General features: G+C 46.3%; 17 protein-coding genes. All 17 read right to left on the bottom strand.

The features are described 5' to 3' along the window. Window positions 1–37 precede the first annotated feature (37 nt). The 17 genes from BLU98_RS11320 to BLU98_RS11240 all read right to left on the bottom strand — a co-directional run bounded on the left by BLU98_RS11320 (window position 38) and on the right by BLU98_RS11240 (window position 16,618). The gene (locus BLU98_RS11320) at window positions 38–1,426 is read right to left on the bottom strand and encodes an NADH-quinone oxidoreductase subunit N (RefSeq protein WP_092724122.1); all 1,389 of its coding nucleotides are present in this window, start codon (window positions 1,424–1,426) and stop codon (window positions 38–40) included. Window positions 1,427–1,432: 6 nt separating this feature from the next. Then, window positions 1,433–2,860 (bottom strand): complex I subunit 4 family protein, encoded by a 1,428-nt coding sequence (locus BLU98_RS11315; protein ID WP_092724121.1) that lies wholly within the window; start codon window positions 2,858–2,860, stop codon window positions 1,433–1,435. A 3-nt stretch (window positions 2,861–2,863) separates the two neighbouring features. Continuing rightward, entirely contained in the window at window positions 2,864–4,786 is a 1,923-nt protein-coding gene (gene nuoL, locus BLU98_RS11310; protein ID WP_092724120.1) for an NADH-quinone oxidoreductase subunit L, read from the bottom strand. A gap of 96 nt (window positions 4,787–4,882) precedes the next feature. Next, window positions 4,883–5,218, bottom strand: a complete 336-nt coding sequence (gene nuoK / locus BLU98_RS11305; protein WP_026768066.1) for an NADH-quinone oxidoreductase subunit NuoK — start codon at window positions 5,216–5,218, stop codon at window positions 4,883–4,885. A 10-nt stretch (window positions 5,219–5,228) separates the two neighbouring features. Next, a complete protein-coding gene (locus tag BLU98_RS11300; protein WP_092724119.1) occupies window positions 5,229–5,732 on the bottom strand; it encodes an NADH-quinone oxidoreductase subunit J family protein in 504 nt (167 codons plus the stop codon). A 12-nt stretch (window positions 5,733–5,744) separates the two neighbouring features. Next, complete coding sequence (gene nuoI / locus BLU98_RS11295; protein ID WP_026772890.1) at window positions 5,745–6,281, bottom strand: NADH-quinone oxidoreductase subunit NuoI; 537 nt, start codon at window positions 6,279–6,281, stop codon at window positions 5,745–5,747. Window positions 6,282–6,329: 48 nt separating this feature from the next. Then, window positions 6,330–7,382: an NADH-quinone oxidoreductase subunit NuoH gene (nuoH, locus tag BLU98_RS11290; protein WP_257574918.1), complete on the bottom strand. Its 1,053-nt coding sequence runs from the start codon at window positions 7,380–7,382 to the stop codon at window positions 6,330–6,332. Between the two features lie 13 nt (window positions 7,383–7,395). Beyond that, on the bottom strand, window positions 7,396–8,490 hold the full coding sequence (locus tag BLU98_RS11285) for an NADH-quinone oxidoreductase subunit G (protein ID WP_092724118.1): 1,095 nt from the start codon (window positions 8,488–8,490) through the stop codon (window positions 7,396–7,398). A 45-nt stretch (window positions 8,491–8,535) separates the two neighbouring features. Further along, the gene (gene nuoF / locus BLU98_RS11280) at window positions 8,536–9,894 is read right to left on the bottom strand and encodes an NADH-quinone oxidoreductase subunit NuoF (protein ID WP_092724117.1); all 1,359 of its coding nucleotides are present in this window, start codon (window positions 9,892–9,894) and stop codon (window positions 8,536–8,538) included. A 42-nt stretch (window positions 9,895–9,936) separates the two neighbouring features. Beyond that, entirely contained in the window at window positions 9,937–10,374 is a 438-nt protein-coding gene (locus BLU98_RS11275) for a nuclear transport factor 2 family protein (RefSeq protein WP_092724116.1), read from the bottom strand. Further along, on the bottom strand, window positions 10,375–10,872 hold the full coding sequence (locus tag BLU98_RS11270) for an NADH-quinone oxidoreductase subunit NuoE family protein (RefSeq protein ID WP_037326277.1): 498 nt from the start codon (window positions 10,870–10,872) through the stop codon (window positions 10,375–10,377). Between the two features lie 37 nt (window positions 10,873–10,909). After that, window positions 10,910–12,136: an NADH-quinone oxidoreductase subunit D gene (locus BLU98_RS11265; RefSeq protein WP_092724115.1), complete on the bottom strand. Its 1,227-nt coding sequence runs from the start codon at window positions 12,134–12,136 to the stop codon at window positions 10,910–10,912. A gap of 81 nt (window positions 12,137–12,217) precedes the next feature. Beyond that, window positions 12,218–12,724 carry an NADH-quinone oxidoreductase subunit C gene (locus tag BLU98_RS11260; RefSeq protein WP_026768074.1) on the bottom strand — a complete coding sequence of 169 codons (507 nt, stop codon included), beginning with the start codon at window positions 12,722–12,724 and terminating at the stop codon, window positions 12,218–12,220. Between the two features lie 8 nt (window positions 12,725–12,732). Then, entirely contained in the window at window positions 12,733–13,320 is a 588-nt protein-coding gene (locus tag BLU98_RS11255) for an NADH-quinone oxidoreductase subunit B (RefSeq protein ID WP_307777216.1), read from the bottom strand. A 93-nt stretch (window positions 13,321–13,413) separates the two neighbouring features. Further along, window positions 13,414–13,815, bottom strand: coding sequence for an NADH-quinone oxidoreductase subunit A (locus BLU98_RS11250; protein WP_051416433.1), 402 nt, complete (start codon window positions 13,813–13,815; stop codon window positions 13,414–13,416). A gap of 94 nt (window positions 13,816–13,909) precedes the next feature. Next, on the bottom strand, window positions 13,910–15,673 hold the full coding sequence (locus BLU98_RS11245; RefSeq protein ID WP_092724114.1) for a tetratricopeptide repeat protein: 1,764 nt from the start codon (window positions 15,671–15,673) through the stop codon (window positions 13,910–13,912). 24 nt (window positions 15,674–15,697) lie between these two features. Further along, window positions 15,698–16,618 carry a PstS family phosphate ABC transporter substrate-binding protein gene (locus tag BLU98_RS11240; protein WP_092724113.1) on the bottom strand — a complete coding sequence of 307 codons (921 nt, stop codon included), beginning with the start codon at window positions 16,616–16,618 and terminating at the stop codon, window positions 15,698–15,700. Window positions 16,619–16,620: the final 2 nt, after the last annotated feature.

The following is a 16,620-nucleotide window of genomic DNA, read 5'->3' as shown; positions in this document are numbered from 1 at the left end:
GAATCCCCCGAATACGGCAGAAAAAAGTGAAGAACGGTTAAAAATACAACCAGTTCAGTACTACAGACGGCATGATGCCTACCAATACAATGAGCGCTGACAGCAGCAGCAGGGCATATTTAAACCCGTTGCTGATGGGCCCGTGGGTTTCGGCATCGCCATCTTTGAAATACATGGCCTGTATAACCCTGAAATAATAATAGGCACTGACAGCTGCAAATAATACAGCCACAATAACCAGCCAGAAAGCGCCCCCTTCTTTAATAGTGGCGGCCAGCATATAATATTTTGCGAAGAACCCTGCAGTTGACGGGATACCTGCCAGTGACAGGAGGCAAACAGTAGCGCCAAACGCCAGTACAGGTTGCTTTTTAGCCAACCCGTTGAACCCATCATAAGTATAATCTTTCATTTTGATGAGCACGGCAAAAATGCCGATGGTAGCAAGACTGTAAGCAACTGTATACAGCAGGATACCTTCCTGTGTGAGATCATTGTTGCTGTATAAAGCAAACAACATGAAACCCGCCTGCGCAATACTGGAATACGCCAACATGCGCTTAACACTTTGCTGGAATACCGCGGTGATATTGCCTATCAGTAAAGTGGCTATGATCACAAAAGAAAGTATGATCTTCCAGGTAGGACCTAATATCGTTGTATGTCCTGCAAAAAGGCGGATGAATGCAATGAATCCCGCTGCTTTTACAATGGTGGCCATAAAAGAAGTGAAGACCGAAGGCGCTCCATCGTATACATCGGGTGTCCAGAAATGAAACGGCGCAGCCGATACTTTGAAAGCCATTGAAACAAAGAGCAGTAACAATCCCGCCACTTCCAGGAATGAGCCCTGGTACAGTCCCGTTACCGGGTTAACGGGCGGAGGTGTCATGCCGAAAGACCCGGTAGCGCCATATACCAACGCAATACCCATGAGCATGATGCCGGTAGAAAAAGAGCCCATGAGAAAATATTTCAGGGCAGCTTCGTTGCTCTTCATGTTGCGTTTATCGGCACCGGTAAGTATGTACAAGGGTATAGATAATATCTCTATCCCCAGGAAGAGCATGAGTAATCCGTTATAAGCCGAAAGAATACTTACACCACACAATACAAAAAAGATCAACGCAAAATATTCGGCAACATTCAGGCCTGTATTTTCAATATCCTTTCCGCTCAGTAATACATATACCAGTGTAGCAGCAAATACAATGGAGTTGAAGAAGAGACCGAATTTCTGGAAGTCCAGCAGGCCATGGGTGTCTATGCGCACCTGGTAGATGCCGTATGTATGCATCAGGTTGGCGATCAGTAACAACAAGAGTCCAGCAGCCGCTATGTATTTCAATGCCGATTTCTCCTTGATGACGATGCCGCTGAACATCATCACTACACCTAATAATGCCGAAAGTATGATTGCGTTCATAATGTTTTATTTCAAGATGGCGTGTACTGTATCTGTTGTAAGGCTGATGATGGGCTGGGGGTAAACTCCCAGTACAATCACCAGCAACGCCAGTACCACCAGCGTAAATTGTACGTTCTGATTGATGTCGGTTGCATTTGCTGTGGCCGGAACCGTATTACCATAAAATATCTTCTGCACCATGTTCAGGGTATACACAGCCGCCAGTATGATGCTGATGCAGGCTACTGCCGCGATCCATACATTGTACTGGAACAGTCCGTTGAACATCAGGAATTCTCCAATGAAAGCATTGGTGAGGGGCAATGCAATATTGGCCAGCGCCATCACCATCAGCAGAATAGCTAATGCCGGTGCTTTTTGTGCCAGTCCGCCGAGCTCGCTGAATTTACGTGTTCCGAGTTGCTGTTCAATTACATCAGCCACGATCCAGAGTCCGATCACGTTTACACCATGATTGAACATTTGTATCATTACACCTTCCATACCTGTTTTGTTATTGGCAAATACAGCGGCACACATCAGGCCGATGTGCGCAATGGATGAATAAGCGATCAGTCGCTTCAGATCATCCTGCCTGATGGCAATCAACGAAGCGTATAACATACCAATCACAGAAAGGATGATGATCACATGGGCCGAGTCGGAAGCCGCTTGCGGAAATACCGGTAAAAGCCAGCGCACCAATGCGAAGACACCCATCTTCACCATCACGCCGCTCAATATCATCGTTACCGCAGTAGGTGATTGCTCATACGCATCGGGCTGCCAGGTATGGAAAGGAAATACCGGCATCTTGATGGCGAATGCCAAAAAGAAAAGCCAGAAAGCCAATCCCTGTTGTGCACCCGAAAGCTTTACCTGGTAAAAAGATTTGATAGCGAAAGATTGATCGGCCGTATGAAAATAGACGAACAGGATACCTGCCAACATCAGCAGTGATCCAAGGAAAGTGTACACGAAGAATTTGAAAGTAACGGCGATCCTTTTTTCTCCTCCCCAGATAGAGCAGAGAAAATAAACAGGTATCAGCGCCAGCTCCCAGAAGAAATAAAACAACAGCGCATCCTGTGCCAGGAAAACACCGGTGAGTCCGGCTTGTGTCAGCAACATCAATCCGTAAAAACGACCGGCATTTTTATAGGTGTTTTTTTGTGTAGCCACAAATACCACAGGAAAAGAAATGGCAGTAAGCAGACAAAGCATCTTACCCATTCCATCCATGCCAACGGCGAAATCGGCGCCCAAACCAGGCAACCAGCTTGTTGTATAAGTCAGCTGCGCAGCCGGGTAAAACCAACAGCCGGTTACAGCTACCACCAACGTAACCAACGAGGTGAGCAATGCCCAGCCTTTAACTGTTTTCTCTTCTTTGATGAGAAAACTGAGCAGACCAGTCAACAGCGGAATCAGTATCAGTAGAACAGGAATCATCTTTTAAAATATTTTACTAAAGAAACGCATGATGGTAGCGTCGTTGAACCAAATCAATACAAATACAACCATGGCCATTACCATGACCAGTATATAACTTCCTACCTGTCCGCTTTGCAATAAGCGCAACTGGCGGGATCCATAACCAACCAAGCGGCCTACCCCATTCACCACACCATCGATACCGCTTTTCTCTACTACATTTTTCAGGAAGCCGGCAAAAGCATTCAACGGGTTCACGATAAGGGCATCGTAGAGTTCATCAATATACCATTTGTTCTCGAGCACTTTGGCAATGCCGGTATTTTCTGCTGTTGTACGCTGGTATTTTTTGTAACTTCTTACAGTCAGTACAATGACCAGTATAATGGCTGCGGTTGAACCAGCCATGAACAGGTATTCCTGCGATGCCTCCATGTGATGCGCTTCTTTCAGTTGTTTGGAAGCGGCAAAAACCGGTGCAAGGAAATGTTCCAGGCTGTGTGCATTGGAAGCGAACACTTCGGGTATGCCTACAAAACCTCCGATCACCGATAAAACAGCGAGTATGATCAGGGGGATGGTCATAGCGGATGGACTCTCATGCAGGTGATGCTCCTGTTCATGTGTGCCCCGGAAATTCCCGAGGAAAGTTATGCTGTACAACCTGAACATATAGAACGCAGTCATCAAAGCGCCGGCCAATCCTATAAAATAATACAAAGGATTCTTGGCATAAGCCGCCATCAGTATTTCATCTTTTGAGAAGAACCCTGAGAAAGGCGGTATTCCTGCAATGGCCAAACAACCCAGCAAGAAAGTGATATGCGTAACAGGTAAATATTTTTTTAGTCCCCCCATATTCCTGATATCCTGTTCGTGGTGCATGGCATGGATCACAGAGCCGGCGCCAAGGAAGAGCAGGGCTTTAAAAAATGCATGTGTCATCACATGGAACACAGCGCCGGTATAAGCGCCTACGCCCAATCCGAGGAACATATAACCCAACTGGCTCACGGTGGAATAAGCCAGTACTTTCTTGATATCGTTCTGTTTCAGTGCAATGGTGGCTGCGAATACAGCGGTAACCAATCCCACAATAGCTACCAGCGTTTGTGTGGCAGGCGCCATTGTATATAATATGTTGCTGCGGGCAATCATATAAATACCCGCTGTAACCATGGTAGCGGCGTGAATCAGCGCTGACACAGGCGTAGGACCTGCCATGGCATCGGGCAGCCAGGTGTACAGCGGTATCTGCGCGCTTTTTCCCATCGCACCTACAAACAAGAGAACAGTAATAGCGGTAATATCGAAGCTGCTCAGTTGGTTAACCTGTGCAAATACATCGCTGTAATTAACCGTACCCAGTTTGGATATGAGCCAGAACAAAGCCAGCAGGAAGCCCAGGTCGCCAATGCGGTTCATCACAAATGCTTTCTTAGCTGCATAATTGTATTGATCGTTTTTGAACCAGTAACCGATGAGCAGGTAAGAACACAATCCTACTCCTTCCCATCCGATAAACATGATCACATAGTTGGCGCCCAACACCAGCAACAGCATGGAGAAAACGAAGAGGTTGAGGTAAGCAAAGTACCGCGCGAAATGCGGACCTTCTTCTTCATGCATGTATGCAGTAGAGTACAAATGAATGAGAAAACCAACGCCTGTAATGATGAGCAGGAATAAAGCCGATAACTGATCGGCCTGGAAGGCAAAAGGAATGGTCAGCCGATCGGTCTGGATAAAATTGAACAGGGTTACTACGGTGGCTCCATTCGCTTTTACATCGAAGAAAACCAGCAGGCTCACTACGAATGACGCCAATATAGTACCACTGCCGATGATGCCCACCATTGATTTGGAAAGCGATTTGCGTCCCAATCCGTTGATCAGGAAGCCCAGGAGGGGAAAGAGAGGAATTAAATAAACGAGTTTACTCATAATATAAAGCTTAAAGCCTAACGCTTAATGCTTAACGCAGAACGCTTTCTTATATGGGGCGTTACGCGTTTTGCGTTGCGCATTGAGCGTTATCCATCAGTTTTTCAAACGATTCAAAAAATTAATGTCCACGGAATGCGTATTCCTGAACAACATCACAATAATGGCCAGTCCCACGCTTACTTCCGCTGCAGCCACCACCATAATAAAGAATACGAACAACTGTCCTTCTACGCCTGTTTGCGATGCGGGATTCACTGCTATCGCAGCGCCATGGTGCATTTTTGAAAAAGCCACCAGCAGCAGGTTCACAGCATTCAGCATCAGTTCAATGCACATGAAAACAATGATGGCATTGCGGCGGGTAAGTACCCCGATGATGCCGATGCTGAACAAGGCCAAACAGAGATAGATATAATATTGTATTGGCATATCGATTGAATTAGTCTTTCTTTCCTATTACTACAGCCCCTACCATCGCGCTCAAAAACAGTACGCTGCTGATTTCAAAGGGCACTACAAAATCACTGAACAATGCTTTACCCAGGTTGCGGATGAGCCCGATGTCACCTGTTCCCACCAAAACACTTTTATGCTCGAGGTCTACCGCCTGTCTCACCAATGATACCAGCACCATCAAAAAGCATCCGCCTGCGATGGCTCCTGCGAGTTTGATCCAGATATGTTTTTGTGGCTCCGATTGGTTATTGAGGTTCATGAGCATAATCACAAACAGGAACAGCACCATGATGGCTCCCGCATACACGATGAGGTTTACAATGGCCAGGAACTGTGCATTCAATAAAATATAATGCCCAGAGATGGCGAAAAAAACACCAATCAGCCAAAGCACACTGTGCACCGGGTTTTTACTCACCAGCACCATGATGGCACTGAAGAGCGCAACAACCGTTAATGCATAAAAGAGTATTTGTATTGTGTCCATGTTCAGTGCTATTTAGTTCCTTTCTCCCTTTGCTTTTGCGTAAGCTTCCGGTTCTGTTTTAGGATCGGGTATCAACAGGTCATCTTTACCATAGATGAATCCCTTGCGGGCATAATTGGCAGGAGCGAATGTTTCGCTGAGGTAGATCGCGTCTTTCGGACAGGCTTCTTCACACAGACCACAGAAAATGCAACGCAGCATGTTGATCTCATAGCGGGCTGCATATTTCTCTTCGCGATACAGGTTTTCTTCACCCGGTAAGCGCTCTGCTGCTTCCATGGTGATGGCTTCGGCGGGACAGGCAACAGCGCAGAGTCCGCATGCCGTACAGCGTTCCCTTCCCTCCTCATCACGGTTCAGCACATGCAGTCCGCGGAATACGGGACTGAATGGCCTTTTCTCTTCGGGATAGCGTACGGTTGGTTTTTTCTTGAAAATATGACCGAACGTAATGGCCATGCCCTTCACAATCGCAGGCAGGTAAAGACGCTCCATGAGGGTCATGGGTTTCCGGTCTACCGCCTGTGCTCTCTTTGTTAGTGCCTGCATAAGTTGCAAAAATATTTTTATCGACTGTTAATCCAAATTTTTTCAGCGTTATACGCCTGCTCTCCACAATATCACTGCCGCTGTAACCAGCATATTCACCAATGCCAGCGGTACCATGGTTTTCCAGCCCAGGTTCATCAACTGGTCGTAACGGAACCGGGGAATTGTCCAGCGTATCCACATAAAAATGAAAACGAAAATAATGATCTTCACCAGCAAAGCCGCCACACCTATGATGGCTGCGATATTGGGCGCCAGCGCGCTTTCATCGAGGAAAGGCACATCATAACCGCCAAAGAACAGGCAGGCCATCACAGCGCTGCTCATGATCATATTCACATATTCAGCAAAAAGGTAAAATCCGAGTTTCATGGAAGAATACTCCTGGTGATAACCGAAGTTCAGTTCGTTCTCTGCTTCGGGCAGGTCGAAAGGCGTACGGTTACACTCTGCCAATGCACAAACAAAGAACAGGAGAAAACCCAGCGGCTGGTAAACAATGTTCCAAAAATGCCCCGGCGCCATCTGTTGCTCAACAATGGTTTTCAAGCTCAAAGAACCCGAGATCATCAATACGGCTATGAGCGACAATCCCATGGCCAGTTCATAACTGATGGCCTGTGAAGCGCCACGCAGTGCCGCCATGAGTGAGAACTTGTTGTTCGATGCCCATCCTCCGATCATGATACCATACACACCAATACTCACCACGCCGAATATGTACAGTATGCCAATATTGATATCAGCCACCTGTAAATCGATTTTGCGTCCGAACAATTCAACATGACTGCTCCAGGGAATCACCGCGCAGGTCATCAACGCGGCAGTCATGGCCAGTGCAGGTCCGAGTATGAACAATATTTTGTTGGATGTATTGGGAATGATCTCTTCTTTCATGATGAGTTTAAGACCGTCGGCAAAAGGTTGCAGGAGGCCGAACGGACCAGCCCTATTGGGTCCGGGCCTGTCTTGCAATATGGCCGCCACTTTCCTTTCGGCAAATGTAGTATACAGTGCAATACCCAGGCTTGCGAATACGATCACTGCAATCAGCACCAGTTTCTCTATCAGTAATGCCCAATCAATAGCAAGTAGTGTCATGAGTATATTGCGGTTATGCTTTCTTAGAATTAAAATCGGTTGAATGTGCAGGCCGTTCAATCGCACTCAGTGAAGTACCCGTTTGGTTCACTTCACTGATATCATGAATATCCATCAGCAAGCGAGGCTGCCTTCCATCATTCACTGCTTTGAATGTTTCCGTTGGTATCACGGTTCCTACCGAACCTGCATAATGTCCTTGTGAAATAACGGAATGCCTGTTGATGAGCCTGGGTCCTTCTATTACCCAATCGCTGGTCTTTTTCTTTTCAAAGCGGCAGGTATTGCAGATCCATTCTTCTACTTCTCCCCATTCGTCTTTCCGTGCAGTAACACGGTATACTTCATCACCACGGTTCCACAAAGTTACTTTACCACTGCAAGTGGGACAGTCGCGATGCGCATCCATCGGTTTGAGGAACCATACGCGGTTCTTGAAACGGAATGTCTTATCGGTCAATGCACCCACTGGGCATACATCAATTATGTTGCCGATGAAATCGTTGTCGAGGCTTTTTTCAATAAGCGTAGCGATCTCAGAATGGTCTCCCCTGTCGAGTACACCGTGTTCACGCTTTTTAGTGAGTTGATCGGCCGTGAATACACAACGGTAGCAAAGTATGCAACGCGTCATGTGCAATTGTATATACGGACCGAGATCGTGTTTTTGAAAAGTTCTGCGCTGGAATTCGTAACGGGTAGCTTCCTTACCATGCTCGTAGCTGAGGTCTTGCAGGTGACATTCACCGGCCTGGTCGCAGATAGGACAATCGAGCGGATGATTGAGTAACAAGAACTCTACTACACCGGCCCTCGCATCAACAACACGTTCGCTGGTGATGTTCTTCACTTCCATGCCATCCATTACAGTAGTACGACAGGAAGCAACCAGCTTGGGCATAGGCCTGGGATCTTTTTCAGAACCCTTGCTCACTTCCACCAGGCAGGTGCGGCATTTACCACCACTTCCTTCCAGCTTGCTGTAATAACACATAGCCGGCGGTGCCACATCACCTCCGATCTTGCGCGCAGCATTCAGGATAGTAGTTCCCGGGGGCACTTCTATGGTGATGTTGTCTATCGTTACTTTAAACAGTTGTTCAGACATATTCTTTTATTTCAAACACAGTTGCCTGTGTGATCTTTTCAATGTTTACGCCGTTACGGGCACATGAATGGGATCGGCATAATGCGCTAATCCGTAATTTCTTTTCTGTGCTTCTTCAGGATGCAATACATGCCACTCAAATTCATCCCTGAAATGCCTGATAGCAGCAGCTACCGGCCATGCGGCAGCATCTCCCAGCGGGCAAATGGTATTGCCTTCTATCTTGCGTTGTATATCCCACAAGAGGTCTATATCGCTCAGTTTTCCATGGCCGTATTCGATGTTCTTCAATATTTTCTCCATCCATCCTGTTCCTTCACGGCAGGGTGAACACTGGCCACAGCTTTCATGACGATAGAATCTTGCGAGCGACAAAGTATGACGAACCACACACTGGTCTTCATCCAGTACAATAAAACCACCGGATCCCATCATGGTACCTGTTGCAAAACCACCATCACCCAAACTTTCATAGTTCATGTAACGGGTTTTGCCTTTGGCTGTTTTCAACAACAGGTTAGCGGGCAAAATGGGAACAGAAGAACCGCCCGGGATACAGGCTTTGAGCTTTTTCCCGTTCGGAATACCACCGCAATATTCATCTGAATAAATGAACTCTTCTACAGAGATCGTCATGTCTATTTCATACACACCGGGCTTATTGATGTTTCCGCAGGCGCTGATGAGTTTGGTGCCGGTAGAACGTCCCACGCCGATCTTCGCATATTCTTCTCCGCCCATATTGATGATGGGTACTACTGCTGCCAGTGTTTCCACATTGTTCACTACAGTAGGGCGCATCCACAGGCCTTGTACTGCAGGGAACGGAGGCTTGATGCGGGGATTGCCGCGTTTACCTTCCAGTGATTCGATCAATGCGGTTTCTTCTCCACAGATATAAGCGCCGGCGCCCCGTTGTACGTGTATGTTACAATCGAAACCGGTGCCCAAAATATTTTTTCCCAGGAAGCCATTCTGTTTTGCTTCTTCAATGGCTTGTTCCAGTATGTCTACGATCCAGGCATATTCTCCGCGGATATAGATGTATGTATCATTAGAGCCCAGTGCAAAAGAAGAAACGATCAATCCTTCTATGAGCAGGTGCGGAATGAATTCCATCAGGTACCTGTCTTTGAAAGTACCCGGCTCGCTTTCATCGGCATTGCAAACCAGGTGGCGCGGAACGCCTTCGGGTTTGGCAATGAAACTCCATTTCATGCCCGCAGGAAATCCGGCGCCTCCGCGTCCGCGCAAACCGCTCTTCTTCACCTCTTCCACAATGGCTTCGGGCCCCATTGTTTTAAGCGCTTTCTCTACACTGCGGTAGCCGCCTTCACGGCGGTACACATCGTAGTAGCGGATGCCTTCTACATGGGCTTTTTCTAATAATAATTTCTTACTCATTTCCGTTTATTTCTTCAACTCACAATTAAACATAACATCCCGTTAGGGTAACTTAACAGCCTGGCGGGCCACAAGACGCCATAATTTTCCAATCTTCATCCAGGTTTGCAACACCCCCAGGTGCAACACACCTTCTTTACCGTTCTCGAATGTCTTTGCCTTCAGTTCATGTCTCGAAACGGCAGTATTGCCTTCGAAAAAAACAGTGGCATTTTCCATCCTGAAATCACCGTAAGTAGTTGGACTGGACACTGCATGACGGATCATTTGCTGCTTGTTCTCAATGAGTCCGCTTGAGTGGCCATACGTTACTTTTTCCGACAACAGCCTGTCTAACGTTGCACTGTCTCTTTTATCGAGGTCTGTAAAAACAGCTTTGTTCAGTGCAGCGATATTGTTCAACACTTGTTTTTCCTGTGCTGTTTGCGCAGCAACGGCAAGCGTCATGAACAAGGCGCATATCGTGATCAGCTTTTTCATTTAATTATGTATGGTTGCGTTTTTACGACAGTCTTCGATAATGGCATCCACCTTTGCTTTGGTAAGATGTTCGCGATAAGTTTTCCCCATTTGCATCATCGGTGCGTAGCCGCAGGCGCCCAGGCATTCTACCGTTTTCAGGGTGAACAAGCCATCACTGGTTGTTTCACCGGGTTTGATGCCCAGTTTTTCACCGATATATGCAATGATATCATCGCTGCCATTCAACATACAGGGACCGGTCTGGCATACTTCAAACATATACTTACCTACGGGTTTGAGGTTGTACATGCTGTAGAAAGTAGCCACTTCATACACTTCAATGGGATTGAGTTGCAGCAGTTCCGCCACATAATCCATGGCTTCGGCGCTCAACCATCCGCCAAAGCTGTCCTGCGCCAGGTGAAGCACAGGCAAGAGGGCGCTCTTCTGCTTTCCTTCCGGATAGCGGGCCACCAGTCGGTTGAATTCGGTTAATTGTTCTTCGTTAAACTTCATATTCAATTCAACATTCAAAAGTCAGCATCAAAAAATATTATGCATCCAGTTCTCCTGCAATCAGGTTCAGGCTACTCATCGTAACGATCGCATCGCTGAGCATACTGTCTTTGATCAGTTCAGGATAAGCCTGGTAATAAATGAAACAAGGTCTCCTGAAATGCAGGCGGAATGGTGTACGGCCGCCATCGCTGATCAGGTAATAGCCCAATTCGCCGTTGCCTCCCTCTACAGAATAGTACACTTCACCTTTCGGCATATCCACTTCTCCCATGATGATCTTGAAATGCCAGATCAGCGCTTCCATTTTGGTGTATACATCTTCTTTTTTAGGAAGATAGTATTCGGGCACATTGGCATGGTATACTTCCGCTTCCGCACCCTTGAATTCCTGTATCTTCCGGTATGCCTGTTCAATGATGCTGAGGCTCTGCCACATTTCGGCATTGCGCACCAGGAAGCGGTCGTAGTTATCGCCGGTATTTCCTACAGGAACAGTGAAATCAAAATCTTCGTAACTGCTGTATGGCGTGTGTACGCGTACATCGTAATCAACACCCGCAGCGCGCAGGTTAGGACCGGTAAAACCATAGTTCAACGCTCTTTCAGCGCTGATGGCGCCACCACCCTGGGTCCGTTCCATGAATATGCGGTTGCGGGCAAAGAGGTTTTCAAATTCCTTCAACACTTTGGGATATTCTTTCAGGAATTTCTCGAGCTTCGTAAACGCTGTATTTGTGAAATTCCTTTCAAAACCGCCAATACGCCCAATATTAGTAGTAAGGCGGGACCCACATACTTCTTCATATATCTCATAAATTAATTCGCGGTATTGCATCACATAGAGAAAGCCCGTATATGCACCGGTATCTACCCCTACTATTGAATTACAGATGAGGTGGTCGGAGATGCGCGCCAGTTCCATGATGATCACGCGCAGATAGTCTACACGTTTGGGTGTTTGTACACCCAGTAATTTTTCACAGGTAAGGTGCCAGCCCATGTTGTTGATGGGACTGCTGCAATAATTCAACCGGTCTGTAATAGGTGTGATCTGGTACAACGGCCTGCGTTCGGCCAGTTTTTCAAATGCACGGTGGATATAACCTACCGTTTGATCTGTAGAAACGATCCGCTCACCATCGAGCTCCATGATATTCTGGAACACACCATGCGTAGCCGGGTGAGTAGGCCCGACGTTGAGTGTGGTGGTCTGTTTTTCTATAGACCCTTCCGGTAGTTTGATATGTTGATTGGACAGCATTTCTTAGTTGATAGTTGTTAGTTGTCAGTTGTTAGAAGGTTTTCATTGAGCCATTGAGTATTGAGCAATTGCATCATTTATTTACCCTCTCCCAAACATCTCATCATCTTTATCGATCCTCGTCTGGTCTTCCAGCGGATATTCTTTTCTCATCGGGAAATAATCCATCTCATCTACATTCAATATCCTTTTCAGGTTGGGATGCCCAAGGAAGTTCACGCCGAAAAAATCATAGGTTTCCCTTTCCATCCAGTTGGCAGATGCAAAGAGCTGGGTAGCAGTGAACACATCGGGTGTGGTTACAGATGTAAACACTTTGAAACGTATGCGTACATTGGCTTCCAGGTTATGCAGGTGGTATACAACAGCCAGTTCCTTTCCTTTTGCTTCAGGATAGTTCACTGCGCAGAGATCTGTCAGGAAGCGGAACTGTAATTCCGGTTCATCGTATAGGAACTGCAATACTTTCAGGTTTTGTTCTTTCGGGGCTTCGAAGCTGAGCATGCCGTAATTTTCTTCGAACGTCAGTGTTTCTGTGCCGAACTTTTCCGTCAGTCGTTGTTGAATGTATTCGTTGCTTAATCCCATAATTTCTATTACTGTATTCCGTATTCGTTCATCAATGCTTTGTATTGCTCGCTGTTCCTTCTGCGGATACTTTCCTGTCCTACCAGGTCCTGTATTTTCATGAATCCGTCGAGGATCGCTTCGGGACGGGGCGGGCATCCGGGCACATACACATCTACAGGTATCACCTGGTCGATGCCCTGTAACACACTGTAAGTATCGAATATACCGCCACTGGAAGCGCAGGCACCTACGGCCATCACCCAACGTGGTTCAGCCATTTGCAGGTATACCTGACGCAATACCGGGCCCATTTTTTTAGCAATGGTTCCCATGACCATCAACAGGTCGCACTGGCGGGGAGAAAAACCCACGCGTTCTGCACCAAAGCGGGCAAAGTCGTAATGTGAACCCATGGTAGCCATGAATTCAATACCACAACAGGAAGTAGCGAACGGCAGGGGCCACAATGAATTTTTGCGGGCCAATCCTACCACACTGCTCAGGTTGGTGGTAAAAAATCCTTCGCCTGAATAACCTTCGGGTGCTTCTGCCACGGCAACTGCGTCGCCCAGCATGGCTTCTTTCGGATGAATATTAAATCGTACGGGACGCATAATTAAATTTGACAATTTGGCAATTCAACAATTTGACAATTCATTAATGTTAGTCATCATTCTAACAACTGACAACTAACATCCAACAACCCCTTAATCTTCCCATTTCAATGCTCCTCTCTTGATGATATAGATGAATCCTACTATAAAAAAAGCAACGAACATCAACACTGCACTGAAACCAGCCCAGCCTAACTCCTTAAAAATAACAGCGTAAGGGTAGAAAAAGATCACTTCCACATCAAATAAAACGAACAGGATGGCTACCAGGAAGTATTTGATGGCCATGGGCTGACGGGCATCTCCGTGGCTCTCGATACCACTGGCGAAAGTTTCCAGTTTATCTGCTGTTTTACGTTTAGGTCCCACCCACTGAGAAACACCGATCATGGTGGCCACAAAACCGGCGGCGAAAATCAACTGTATCCCGATAGGTAAATAATTGGCGGCGGAATTGGAATGGCCGGCATCTGACAGCAAAAAAAGCCAGTTCATGTTAAAACATTGATTGAAAAGCAAAAATAAGCTTGTGAGGCATATAAACGAAAAACTCCCCGCTTCAGGGGAGTTTTTTCTTTATTATTTCTGGTTATTTGGGCGAACCGGCACTGTTTCTGTGGCCGGTAGCCGCTGTACCCGTGCTGCTGGTTGGTTTATTACCAGGCTTGGTTGGCTGCTTGGCCTTGTTCAGTGCATCCGAAATGGTGTTCTTGGTATCTGTAGCATACTTGTTCTCTTCACCAGGTTCAGGATATAAAAGCAACATTTTATCTGTTACCTCCAACGCTTTATCTAATTCTTTCGACTTATTTACAAAATATTGTAGCCTGTAATAAAGATTAAGGAATATTTGGCGTTTGTTCTTTTCTTTATCTTTTGAATAGAATGAATCCAGGTAATCAAGTGATTCAAGTGCAGTTCCCTTAGAAGTATCTGGGTCAGAAGATAGGGCCGCACGCTTCAGGAAAATATAAGGCTGCGGCTTATCGGGAAATGCCGCCAGGTATTTTTTTCCAAGATCTATTGCCAGTGCATAATCTTTTGCATTGATGGCAGTGCTGGTGAATTTATAGTATTCAAATTCACCCATAGTCCCCCCTTTTAGTTCCTGTTGTTTCTGCAACCACTTTAATTCATCACCATACATTTTTGCTTTTGCAAAAAGTTCGGCTGCCTGCCCCATATAGCTGATCCTGTTCGCTTTGGCAGTATCGCCAGCAATAGCTTTTTCCAGGTATGATACTGCTGTCGCCTCACTACCAGGAAATTTAGAGAATACTTTCACAGCCAGTTCATAGTCTGTCGGTTGAAACTCGGACTGAGGTGCAGAAGTAAAGAATTTCTCCAGGTATGATTTGGCTTTCAAAGAATCGCCCAATCTGTCGTAGTTGTAAGCATACAGGATACTTAACCTGGGCAAAGCAGTAAATCCGGTTGAAGTTTCCAAATCTTTGGCTTTAGCGAGACTTTCATTGTATCTGCCGGCACGGAACAGGTAATCTGCCAGGAAATATTCGTTCTTGGGATCTTTATCGGCTGTATTTACATATTTGTCGAGGTAGTCCTTTGCCTTGTTCACATCTTTATCTGAATAGTAGCCGTACAAGGCCAGGTATACTGGAGGGAAAGAAGGGTCGATGGCAATAGCTTCATTATAATATTGTTCCAACAAGTCTTTGTTGTTCTGGCTCTGGTAAATCTTTCCTATTTTATATTTGGGCAATGGACTTTTCGGGTCACGGCCAGCTGCTTCCATATAAGCTTTTACCGCTTCGCCGCCATTCTCTCCTCCCATTTTCTGGTAGTTAATACCTATATTGATAAAGATATCAGGATTAGTAAGATCGATAGCTGCAGCTTGTTTCAGTTTGTCGATCGCATAAACGGGATCGCCTATTTTGCTGTCGCCATCGGCATTCGCACGGCCAATCGCATCCAGGATGGCGGCATTGGGCTTGCCTTTGTTCTTACCCCTTGTTTCGGTTGAAGCAGTAATTGCCTGCTCGAATTTTTGTTTGGCAGCATTAATATCTCCGCCAGACAACAGGTCGAGGTGGGCAACGCCTACTACCAGCCAGGGATCGCTTCCAACATCCTGCAGTCCTTTCTGGTAAACAGCCCTTGCCTCTGCAATATCTTCTTTGGTAAGATCCCTGTTACGAGAGATCAGGGATTGTCCATACCAGTAAATCGCTTGCGGATCTTTTGGATTGGCGTCATACAGCTTCTTGAGGATGTCCCTGGCTGTGTTGTTCTTTTGGTAGTTGAGGTCCTTGATACCCTCAGCCAACTGCGCTATCACACACTGCCCAATAAGCAATGCAGTAAACAACAGTGATACGGTCTTCTTCATTTGGTTTGCTTTTATATTGATTGGTTAATCACTTTCTTTGATCATTCCGCGCCGTTGATCAAAACCCATTTTAGCCGGCGCCAGGAACGCTCTTCTGAAAATCAGTTGTCCTCTTTCCATGCTCATGAAATTCATGAATCCTGTTCCGAGTCCCGCTGCATTCTCTTTCAGTATATAATACAAGGGGCGTGCCAACGGATATTCTCCATGCGTAATGCTGGCCTGTGAAGGTTTTGTGAAAAGATCTCTTTCCTTACACAACACACATTCTACCAAACCCAGTCTGATCGTTTTCAGGTATTCCACCTGTTTAGGATCATATCCATCCCCCACCCAACTCTGTCCAACAAAACCTACCACATCGCTTCTTTTAGATACGAGATCTATTACAGCCTGGCTGCCTTGTGCAGCTACTACATTCGCACCAAAAGAAGCGCCCTTCAAAATACTGTCCTGTAAAAAACGCACGGTGCTGGTGGCATTCTCTCCATCCATCACCGCCGTTAATTTTTCTTTTCCGCTCAATATATCTTTCAGTCTCGCCATCGTAAACACACTGTCTTCCGATGCGCGGTTAATGATCACCGCTACTGCATCATAAGCCAGCGGTGCAAACTGTGGCCTGAATGACAACTTATCTCCATAATAAACCTGCTCCTTTTCTGTCAACCCCCTTGCTACAATGATCATCCGCGTACTATCTGACTGCAAATCCCTGAAACAAGCTGCTTCGGGTTTGTACGATACATTGATCTTTGTGTTAGGGAATGATGCGTGATGCACCCTTAACTGCTCTTCAATGACCGGTTTGAAACTTTCATCCACACTGATATTGATCGTTCCCTGCTCAGGGGTATCTCTTGTATCTGTTCCCGGCCTGGATTTACAACCTGCCCCTGTCAGCATCAACAACAAACAACCAGCGTATATCAGTCCTTTCTTCATCT

The sequence above is a fragment of the Hydrobacter penzbergensis genome (assembly GCF_900106985.1).
In the GTDB taxonomy this organism is placed as follows: domain Bacteria; phylum Bacteroidota; class Bacteroidia; order Chitinophagales; family Chitinophagaceae; genus Sediminibacterium; species Sediminibacterium magnilacihabitans.
The sequence above is the reverse complement of the archived record's forward strand: the minus strand, read 5'-3'. Positions and strand labels throughout refer to the sequence as shown.

Coding starts and splice junctions, on each gene's coding strand:
- BLU98_RS11320 (WP_092724122.1), bottom strand. CDS start 1,426: ATGAACGCAATCATACTTTCGGCATTATTAGGTGTAGTGATGATGTTC.
- BLU98_RS11315 (WP_092724121.1), bottom strand. CDS start 2,860: ATGATTCCTGTTCTACTGATACTGATTCCGCTGTTGACTGGTCTGCTC.
- nuoL (WP_092724120.1), bottom strand. CDS start 4,786: ATGAGTAAACTCGTTTATTTAATTCCTCTCTTTCCCCTCCTGGGCTTC.
- nuoK (WP_026768066.1), bottom strand. CDS start 5,218: ATGCCAATACAATATTATATCTATCTCTGTTTGGCCTTGTTCAGCATC.
- BLU98_RS11300 (WP_092724119.1), bottom strand. CDS start 5,732: ATGGACACAATACAAATACTCTTTTATGCATTAACGGTTGTTGCGCTC.
- nuoI (WP_026772890.1), bottom strand. CDS start 6,281: ATGCAGGCACTAACAAAGAGAGCACAGGCGGTAGACCGGAAACCCATG.
- nuoH (WP_257574918.1), bottom strand. CDS start 7,382: ATGACACTACTTGCTATTGATTGGGCATTACTGATAGAGAAACTGGTG.
- BLU98_RS11285 (WP_092724118.1), bottom strand. CDS start 8,490: ATGTCTGAACAACTGTTTAAAGTAACGATAGACAACATCACCATAGAA.
- nuoF (WP_092724117.1), bottom strand. CDS start 9,894: ATGAGTAAGAAATTATTATTAGAAAAAGCCCATGTAGAAGGCATCCGC.
- BLU98_RS11275 (WP_092724116.1), bottom strand. CDS start 10,374: ATGAAAAAGCTGATCACGATATGCGCCTTGTTCATGACGCTTGCCGTT.
- BLU98_RS11270 (WP_037326277.1), bottom strand. CDS start 10,872: ATGAAGTTTAACGAAGAACAATTAACCGAATTCAACCGACTGGTGGCC.
- BLU98_RS11265 (WP_092724115.1), bottom strand. CDS start 12,136: ATGCTGTCCAATCAACATATCAAACTACCGGAAGGGTCTATAGAAAAA.
- BLU98_RS11260 (WP_026768074.1), bottom strand. CDS start 12,724: ATGGGATTAAGCAACGAATACATTCAACAACGACTGACGGAAAAGTTC.
- BLU98_RS11255 (WP_307777216.1), bottom strand. CDS start 13,320: ATGCGTCCCGTACGATTTAATATTCATCCGAAAGAAGCCATGCTGGGC.
- BLU98_RS11250 (WP_051416433.1), bottom strand. CDS start 13,815: ATGAACTGGCTTTTTTTGCTGTCAGATGCCGGCCATTCCAATTCCGCC.
- BLU98_RS11245 (WP_092724114.1), bottom strand. CDS start 15,673: ATGAAGAAGACCGTATCACTGTTGTTTACTGCATTGCTTATTGGGCAG.
- BLU98_RS11240 (WP_092724113.1), bottom strand. CDS start 16,618: ATGAAGAAAGGACTGATATACGCTGGTTGTTTGTTGTTGATGCTGACA.